10 protein-coding genes and 1 other RNA gene are annotated in these 7,991 nt (G+C 44.6%); 7 read left to right on the forward strand and 4 right to left on the reverse strand.

Annotation, left to right across the window (positions count from 1 at the left end; all coding sequences use genetic code 11):
* Positions 1-287: 287 nt before the first annotated feature.
* From dck to BTR1S_RS21245, 4 genes are all read right to left on the reverse strand, one after another.
* On the reverse strand, positions 288-929 hold the full coding sequence (dck, locus tag BTR1S_RS21230) for a deoxyadenosine/deoxycytidine kinase (protein WP_006640434.1): 642 nt from the start codon (positions 927-929) through the stop codon (positions 288-290).
* On the reverse strand, positions 926-1,549 hold the full coding sequence (locus BTR1S_RS21235) for a deoxynucleoside kinase (RefSeq protein WP_006640435.1): 624 nt from the start codon (positions 1,547-1,549) through the stop codon (positions 926-928). Before BTR1S_RS21235 ends, dck begins: the two co-directional genes overlap by 4 nt.
* 94 nt (positions 1,550-1,643) lie before the next feature.
* Positions 1,644-2,966, reverse strand: a complete 1,323-nt coding sequence (locus tag BTR1S_RS21240; RefSeq protein WP_034325709.1) for a glycoside hydrolase family 18 protein — start codon at positions 2,964-2,966, stop codon at positions 1,644-1,646.
* A 36-nt stretch (positions 2,967-3,002) separates the two neighbouring features.
* Complete coding sequence (locus BTR1S_RS21245) at positions 3,003-3,551, reverse strand: cysteine hydrolase family protein (protein ID WP_006640437.1); 549 nt, start codon at positions 3,549-3,551, stop codon at positions 3,003-3,005.
* An 89-nt stretch (positions 3,552-3,640) separates the two neighbouring features.
* On the opposite strand from BTR1S_RS21245, the gene tadA reads away from it, so the two are divergent.
* The 7 genes from tadA to BTR1S_RS21280 all read left to right on the forward strand — a co-directional run bounded on the left by tadA (position 3,641) and on the right by BTR1S_RS21280 (position 7,853).
* On the forward strand, positions 3,641-4,126 hold the full coding sequence (tadA, locus tag BTR1S_RS21250) for a tRNA adenosine(34) deaminase TadA (protein WP_006640438.1): 486 nt from the start codon (positions 3,641-3,643) through the stop codon (positions 4,124-4,126).
* An 87-nt stretch (positions 4,127-4,213) separates the two neighbouring features.
* An RNA gene (ffs, locus tag BTR1S_RS21255) (signal recognition particle sRNA large type) lies at positions 4,214-4,479 on the forward strand.
* A gap of 140 nt (positions 4,480-4,619) precedes the next feature.
* Positions 4,620-6,320: a DNA polymerase III subunit gamma/tau gene (gene dnaX / locus BTR1S_RS21260; protein ID WP_006640439.1), complete on the forward strand. Its 1,701-nt coding sequence runs from the start codon at positions 4,620-4,622 to the stop codon at positions 6,318-6,320.
* Positions 6,321-6,344: 24 nt separating this feature from the next.
* Positions 6,345-6,668, forward strand: coding sequence for a YbaB/EbfC family nucleoid-associated protein (locus BTR1S_RS21265; protein ID WP_006640440.1), 324 nt, complete (start codon positions 6,345-6,347; stop codon positions 6,666-6,668).
* Positions 6,669-6,681: 13 nt separating this feature from the next.
* Positions 6,682-7,278 (forward strand): recombination protein RecR, encoded by a 597-nt coding sequence (gene recR / locus BTR1S_RS21270; protein ID WP_003178140.1) that lies wholly within the window; start codon positions 6,682-6,684, stop codon positions 7,276-7,278.
* A 20-nt stretch (positions 7,279-7,298) separates the two neighbouring features.
* Positions 7,299-7,523, forward strand: coding sequence for a YaaL family protein (locus tag BTR1S_RS21275; RefSeq protein WP_006640441.1), 225 nt, complete (start codon positions 7,299-7,301; stop codon positions 7,521-7,523).
* A 63-nt stretch (positions 7,524-7,586) separates the two neighbouring features.
* Entirely contained in the window at positions 7,587-7,853 is a 267-nt protein-coding gene (locus BTR1S_RS21280; RefSeq protein ID WP_029418455.1) for a pro-sigmaK processing inhibitor BofA family protein, read from the forward strand.
* Positions 7,854-7,991 lie beyond the last annotated feature (138 nt).

The following is a 7,991-nucleotide window of genomic DNA, read 5'->3' on the forward strand; positions in this document are numbered from 1 at the left end:
ATTGATTAGCATTTTAGTGATTGACTAAGCATAAATTGGAGATTGTGTTGCCGCTGCCTGGACGAGGCAGCGGTTTTTTTATATTTTAACTCATCCGGCGGGGACGAATCGGGAGATTATGTGCAATTTCTTGCTTCCGAGGCGAGCGGCCTGCCGGAACGCCATTTAACGAATCCGCTACAGACCGACTAGACCACCCTCTGCGATGATCTTCGGTGTGGCGCCGCGGGATTGCGTTTTGCAAAAAAAAGAGCGGATCTTCCGAGAGAGTCCGCTCTTTTTTATATTTATCTTTGAATGGCTTTGCCTATTTTTTCGATGATCGGGTCGAGGGATGCGGAATTGTTGAAAAGATCGTAGTCGTCTATGTTGACTCTTACGACCGGACAGGCATTGAAGCCGCTGATCCAGTTTTCGTACCTTGTGTACATTTCCTCCCAGTAGGACCGGTCAGTTTGCAGTTCCATTTCACGTCCGCGTTTTTGGATGCGGTCGAGAATCGTTTCCAAATTGCCTTCCAGGTATACTAAGACATCAGGGCGGGGAAAGTATGGCGTCATGACCATTGCTTCAAACAGACTGGTATAGGTTTTATAGTCGACTTTTGACATTGTTCCTTTATCCGCGTGCATTTTGGCAAATATGCCTGTGTCTTCATAAATGGATCTGTCTTGAACAAATCCGCCTCCGGATTCATAAATATACTTTTGCTCTTTGAACCGTTCCGCTAAAAAGAAAATCTGCAAATGAAAACTCCAGCGTTCAAAATCTTTGTAAAAGTTCTCTAAATAAGGGTTGTTGACGACCTCTTCAAGAGATGTTTTAAATCCAAGTCTTTTTGCAAGCTCTTTTGTTAATGTGGATTTTCCCACTCCCACCGTACCTGCAACGGTTATGATGGCATCTTTCGGAATATCGTGTACAGTCATCGTATATACTCCTTTACTTGATCGGCAATTCGATTATAAACTGCTTCAGATAAAACAAAATCGTCTTTGTCACCGTTTATTTCAATCACGGGCAATGATGGATCAGATTCTTTGATTTGTTTGATTGCGGCTTCATAATCCTTGATCAGCTGTTCCAAATAAAGCTCGTCCATCTGCTGTTCAAACGGACGGCCGCGCTTTTTGATCCGCTTTAATAAAGTCGGAAGGCTTGCGCGAATATAGATAATGATATTCGGCTTCGGCAAGTCTTCTGTCAGCAGCCCGTAAATCTTTCTGTATTTTTCAAGCTTTTTGCCTTTCAGCGTCCGTTCCGCAAAAATAAGATTTTTATAAATATGGTAGTCCGAAATAACGGGAGTGTTTTTATGTAAATACTCTTTTTCAGTATCTTCAAGCTGTTTATAGCGATTGCATAGGAAAAACATTTCCAGCTGAAAGCTCCATTCGTCTTTATCCTCATAGAATTTGTCGAGGAAAGGGTTCTCTTCGACGATTTCTTTGACAAGAGATAATGAGAGCGTTTCTGAAAGCATGCAGGCCAATGTGGTTTTTCCCGCCCCGATGGGACCTTCGACAGCAATAAAAGGGGCTGTGTTCATAGGTGTCCTCCTACTCAGATAAGCGTTTGCTTGTGATTTTCAACATTCATATTGTATCACATCCTTTTCCTTTGCCCATGAAAAAAACGTTCCGTCAACTTGGGAACGTCTCTTTTACAACATTAAATTGATCAGCTAGCAATAGCCAGTTTTGCGGGAAAGACAGCCCCAGCTTCCAATAGCTGATTCCCCTCAGGTTTAACTCTTTGATCAGGTCAAATTTAGCCTGGATGGATCTGGCATCTTCAAACCACACCTCATGCTGTTTGCCTGCTTTGTCTGTATAGCGGAAATAGGGGGCCTGGGCTTCATCATCGAATAAAATGCTTGCTTGATTTTCGCTTGCAATGGTGATTGCCTGCTGAGGACTGATCGCTCTTGCCAATGGCCCGCCCGGTCTGTAAGGGAGAGTCCAATCATAGCCGTATAAATTTTGGCCCATCACGATTTTATTGGCAGGCATTTCTGTAAGCGCGTATTCAATGACATCACGGACAGGCCCGATCGGAGATACAGCCATCGGCGGCCCTCCGCTGTAGCCCCACTCATACGTCATCAATACGACGAAATCGACAATCTGGCCGTGCGCCCGGTAATCATGGGCCTCATACCACTGCCCCGCTTGAGTTGCGCTTGTTTTAGGCGCCAGAGCGGTGGAGATCAGCCAGCCCTCCCGTCTAAAACGATCCCTTGCCTCCCTTAAAAACTGATTATAAGCTTCTCTATCCTCGGGTCTTAAATACTCAAAGTCGAAGTGAATGTCTCTAAAACCGTATTTTCTCGCTGCTGCAACAATTTCGTTCAGCAATTTGTTTTTTATATTTTCGTCTGTCAGGATAATCCTTCCAAGTTCGTCGCTGAATGCTTCATTCTCAAGGTTGGTCACAATCATCATCAATGTCACGTTCTGCCTGTCGGCAATTTGTTTTAATCCGGTGAGCGGCGGTTCTTGAAGCGTGCCGTCGCGTTTTGCTTGAAAGCTGAAAGCGCCCAGATAGGTGAGATACGGAGAAGCCTCTCTTGCCGCCTGCTGCAGAGCCGGGCTGACCCTGTTTCCGCGCGGCTCAATATAGGCGTTTGTTTCTATCGTGCGCTTTGGCCGCGGAGGAATGTACAGCAAGATCCCCACAGGCAAAACGGCATCAGGGGGCTGGATGCGATTGATTCTGGCGAGCTCCGCCGCCGACATGTTGAAACGGCCGGCGATCGATGCCAATGTGTCTCCCGCTCTCACCTCGTAAAATTGACCTGCAATCGGTATGACAATGGTTTGTCCGACAACAAGACGATTTGGATTGGGAATGTCATTCGTCTCTACAATTTCATTCACTGTTGTCCTGTACCGGTTGGCAATTCTATAAAGTGTATCGCCTCTTCTCACGACGTAAATTTGAATGGAAAACGCCTCCTTTCTCATTGCTATCACTATATGAGAAAAGGAAGTGTTTCATGCTCACGTTTCGTTGATGAGGTTTTCCGCGGTCGTGATTTTGGCGAAAAGGATATCTTTCATTATCGTTAAGGCATACTCGTTGTCTTTTTCAGTGTTTGAGGCAATGCAGTCCTTCGGAATCGTGATATCATACTCCCGCATATAGGCATCGTTTGCCGTAAACAGAACACATATGTTGCCGGCTATTCCCGTAATGATTAAATGACTGATAGAGAGCTCGCTTAATAAAGTTTCAAGAGCGGTTCCGTAAAAGGCCGAGTGCTTCGGCTTGATTAAAAAATAGTCGTTTTCATTCGGTTCCAGCCGTTCAATGATGCGTTCGCTTTTGGCATTCCTGCATTTTTTGATAATGGCAGCAATATCCGCTTGCCAAATACCAAAATGGTCATTAATGTATATGATAGGCCAATTCATGTTGCCGGCATGTTTTTTTAAAGCAAGAAGATCAGCGGTCATTTCCTCTGTTTGTTTGGAAAGAGCCTCGCCCATATCGAATTGAAAATCGTTGATGATGTCTACAATAATTAGGGCGGTATCTGAATTGGACAAGCCGGTCCGCCTCCTTTCCGGATCGATGTTTCATTATCTATATGTTAGCCTTTCCGGAATGAGAAAAAACATTGAAAGAGTGCGTGCAGATGACACAAGACGAGCTTTATATGAAAGAAGCGATCCGAGAAGCGAGAAAAGCGGAAGAAAAAGGAGAAGTGCCGATCGGCGCCGTTCTCGTTCTTGATGATGAAATTATTGCCCGCGCCCATAACTTAAGGGAAACAGATCAACGCTCGCTTGCCCATGCAGAGATGCTTGTCATAGACGAAGCATGCAGAAAGCTGGGAACCTGGCGGCTTGAAAGAGCGGTCCTTTACGTTACGCTTGAACCGTGTCCGATGTGCGCCGGAGCGGCTGTCCTTTCAAGAATTGAAAAAGTCGTTTTTGGAGCATATGACCCTAAAGGGGGCTGTGCAGGCACCTTGATGAACCTTCTCGAAGACGAGAGGTTTAATCATCAGGCTGAAGTGGTAAGCGGTGTAATGGAGGAAGAATGCGGACGTCTGCTGAGTGATTTTTTCAGGAAGCTTCGGGCGAAAAAGAAAGCGGAGAAGCAGAACAAAGCACAATGATAGAAATTTGCATTTTAGGGTGAAACAAGTTATACTAATGAGTGCGTCACATAGAGGCGCAGCTTAAATAATTTGATATTTATTTTGCCGTGCTAAGCGGGGAGGTAGCGGTGCCCTGTACTCGCAATCCGCTCGAGCGAGGCCGAATTCCTTTCTCGAGGTTCGTTTACTTTAAGGTCTGCCTTAAGCAAGTGGTGTTGACGCTTGGGTCCTGCGCAATGGGAATCCATGAACCATGTCAGGTCCGGAAGGAAGCAGCATTAAGTGGAACCTTCCATGTGCCGCAGGGTCGCCTGGGCTGAGCTAACTGCTTAAGTAACGCTTAGGGTAGCGAATCGACAGAAGGTGCACGGTAAATCAATCATCAAATTAAGACTCATCTATTCTGGAATAGATGAGTTTTTTGTATTGTTTTTTTCTTTATAAGAGCTTTTGGAATTGAAAGCAGCTTCATGTATAATAAGGATGATGATATCAAGAGGAGGGCGTGTTTGTGAGTTACCAGGCTTTATATAGAGTGTTCAGACCGCAGTTGTTTGAAGATGTTGTCGGTCAGGAGCACATTACGAAAACATTGCAAAATGCCCTTTTACAAAAGAAATTTTCTCACGCCTACCTGTTTTCCGGGCCAAGGGGAACAGGGAAAACAAGCGCCGCAAAGATTTTTGCCAAAGCTGTAAACTGCGAGCATGCTCCAGTCAGCGAACCGTGCAACGAATGTTCCGCATGTAAAGGCATTACAAACGGTGCGATTTCGGACGTCATTGAAATCGACGCCGCCTCTAATAACGGTGTAGATGAAATACGGGACATCAGGGATAAAGTGAAATTTGCCCCGTCCGCTGTCACGTATAAAGTATATATCATAGATGAAGTACATATGCTTTCTATTGGCGCATTCAATGCTCTTCTTAAAACGCTTGAAGAGCCGCCTGAGCATTGTATTTTTATTCTTGCAACAACAGAGCCTCATAAAATTCCTTTGACAATTATTTCAAGGTGTCAACGCTTTGATTTTAAAAGAATTACGTCGCAGGCCATTGTCGGCCGAATGAAAAAAATTGTTGAAACCGAGCAATTCAAGGTTCAAGACGGTGCGCTTGAGATTATCGCCGGTGCCGCGGACGGCGGAATGAGGGATGCTTTAAGCCTGCTTGATCAGGCGATATCCTTCAGCGGTGATGAGCTGACGGTTGATGATGCGCTGCTGATCACGGGCTCCGTATCTCAGGCATATATCGGAAAACTTGCGTTGTCCCTTCATGAAAAGAATGTCTCAGAGGCTTTAGAAACGTTGAACGAGCTTCTTCAGCAGGGAAAAGACCCGGCAAAGCTGATCGAGGATATGATTTTCTATTTCAGGGATATGCTTCTTTATCAGACAGCCCCCGATTTAGAGGGCGTGCTCGAAAAGGTGAAAGTGGACGAGGCGTTTCAACAGCTGTCCAAGCAAATTCCTGCGCCTGCTCTTTATGAAATGATTGACGTTTTAAATAAAAGCCACCAGGAAATGAAATGGACCAATCATCCGCGGATCTTTTTTGAGGTTGCGGTTGTGAAGCTTTGCCAGGGGGCAAGAGCAGAGGCGCCGTCAGCCGGACAGCCTGAAATCGACAGCCTCGTCAACAAGGTTCGCCAGCTTGAACAGGAAATTGAAAGGCTTAAAACATCGGGAGTCCAGGCGCCAGCCCCGAACCAGCCAAAAGAAGCGTCCCGCCCGCAAAAAAGCGTGAAGAGCGGATATAAGACGCCTGTCGGCCGCATTCATGAAATATTAAAAGATGCGACAAGAGCCGACCTGGAAAAGGTAAAGGGCTGCTGGGGGGAGCTGCTCGCCCAGCTGAAGCAGCAAAATAAAGTGTCGCATGCGGCTCTTTTAAATGACAGCGAGCCGGTGGCGGCGTCTTCAAACGCATTCGTCCTCTCATTTAAATATGAAATTCACTGTAAAATGGTTGCTGAAGATAATAACGGCGTCAGAACGAATTTAGAGCAAATTTTAGACGGAATGCTCGGAAGAAGAATAGATATGGTTGGCGTTCCTGAAGCTCAATGGGGTAAAATAAGAGAAGAATTTTTGCAGGAACACCAGCCGGAAGATTCGGATACAAATGGAAGCAAAGAAGAGGAAGATCCGCTGATAGCAGAAGCCAAAAAGCTGTTTGGAGCGGAACTGATTGAAATTAAAGAATAAAAAAGAAAGAGAGTGGATTTAGGTATGCGCGGTGGAATGGGAAATATGCAAAAAATGATGAAGCAAATGCAAAAAATGCAAAAGGATATGCAAAAAGCGCAGGAGGAGCTTGCGGAAAAGGTGCTCGAAGGCACAGCAGGCGGAGGTATGGTTACCGTTAAAGTCAACGGACAAAAAGAAATTATTGATGTCGTAATCAAAGAAGAAGTTGTTGATCCCGAAGATGTTGAAATGCTTCAAGATCTCGTGCTTGCGGCAACAAACGATGCTTTGAAGCAAGTTGACGAAGTGACAAATGAAACGATGGGTAAGTTTACAAAAGGAATGAACATGCCGGGTTTATTCTAGGAGGAAAATAAGAATGCAGTATCCTGAACCAATATCAAAGCTGATCGACAGCTTTATGAAATTGCCAGGGATCGGACCTAAAACAGCGGTCCGTCTGGCTTTTTTTGTTCTCAGTATGAAGGAAGATGTAGTGTTAGATTTTGCAAAAGCATTGGTAAACGCAAAGCGCAATTTGACTTATTGTTCAGTATGCGGCCACATTACAGATCAAGATCCCTGCTATATTTGCGAAGATACAAGAAGAGATAAATCGGTCATATGTGTTGTTCAGGATCCGAAAGATGTCATAGCCATGGAAAAGATGAAAGAATACAATGGCTTGTACCATGTTTTGCATGGTGCCATTTCCCCGATGGACGGCATTGGTCCGGAAGACATTAAAATACCCGAATTGCTGAAACGATTGCAGGATGATCAAGTGACAGAAGTAATTCTCGCAACAAACCCAAATATAGAAGGAGAAGCAACGGCCATGTACATTTCAAGGCTTTTAAAGCCATCCGGCATCAAGCTGTCGCGAATTGCCCATGGACTTCCGGTCGGAGGCGATTTGGAGTATGCAGATGAAGTCACTCTTTCTAAAGCACTTGAAGGCAGACGTGAGATGTAGAGGGAGGAGATTGCATGACCATGGGTTTTCTTCAGAAAAAAAAGCTAAGAAAAGAATTCGATAAAAAACTGATTGAACAGCTGATGCGGCAAAAGGAAGAATGGAACAGACAAAAACGGCTGATTGAAAACAGCCTTGAACCGTCCCCTGAAGTCCTCTATGAGTTGAAAGTCGCCGAGGCAAAATACTTTTTTTATTTGCGCGAAGCGAAAAAAAGATACTTAAGGCTCGGCGGGTGGAAGTAGCTGGTCTATTTACTTCAACCTCTTCATATGCTTGTACTAGAAAATATGAGGAGTGAGAGATTCATGGGACCTGTTATCATAATCGGGGCAATTGTGGTATTGGTTGCCCTGTTGTTTTTTTCAGGAGCTTCCTTTAAACCTTTAAAATGGACTGGTGCAATTGCCATTCGATTTATCGTCGGTGCGGTGTTTTTATTCTGTGTGAACCTATTTGGCCAAAGCATGGGGATTCATGTGCCGATCAATTTTGTTACCACTGGAGTCAGCGGATTATTGGGCGTTCCTGGAGTAGCTGCTCTTATCGTCATCAAACAATTTATTATGGTATAATTTTTTGTTGACATTTGTCTTCTGAGGTGTTAAATTTATATTCGTCGCTGATGACGAATTATTTTTTTGAAAAAAGTTATTGACGACATCTTGGATAAATGTTATTATATTAAAGTCGCTTCGAAAGCGGCAATGAAG

The organism is Bacillus sonorensis NBRC 101234 = KCTC 13918, assembly GCF_001592005.1.
GTDB classification, from domain to species: domain Bacteria; phylum Bacillota; class Bacilli; order Bacillales; family Bacillaceae; genus Bacillus; species Bacillus sonorensis.

Bases quoted from the DNA above. Each gene is read 5' to 3' on its own strand.
- dck (WP_006640434.1), bottom strand. From the start codon at position 929: ATGACTGTACACGATATTCCGAAAGATGCCATCATAACCGTTGCAGGT.
- BTR1S_RS21235 (WP_006640435.1), bottom strand. From the start codon at position 1,549: ATGAACACAGCCCCTTTTATTGCTGTCGAAGGTCCCATCGGGGCGGGA.
- BTR1S_RS21240 (WP_034325709.1), bottom strand. From the start codon at position 2,966: ATGAGAAAGGAGGCGTTTTCCATTCAAATTTACGTCGTGAGAAGAGGC.
- tadA (WP_006640438.1), top strand. From the start codon at position 3,641: ATGACACAAGACGAGCTTTATATGAAAGAAGCGATCCGAGAAGCGAGA.
- BTR1S_RS21265 (WP_006640440.1), top strand. From the start codon at position 6,345: ATGCGCGGTGGAATGGGAAATATGCAAAAAATGATGAAGCAAATGCAA.
- recR (WP_003178140.1), top strand. From the start codon at position 6,682: ATGCAGTATCCTGAACCAATATCAAAGCTGATCGACAGCTTTATGAAA.
- BTR1S_RS21275 (WP_006640441.1), top strand. From the start codon at position 7,299: ATGGGTTTTCTTCAGAAAAAAAAGCTAAGAAAAGAATTCGATAAAAAA.
- BTR1S_RS21280 (WP_029418455.1), top strand. From the start codon at position 7,587: ATGGGACCTGTTATCATAATCGGGGCAATTGTGGTATTGGTTGCCCTG.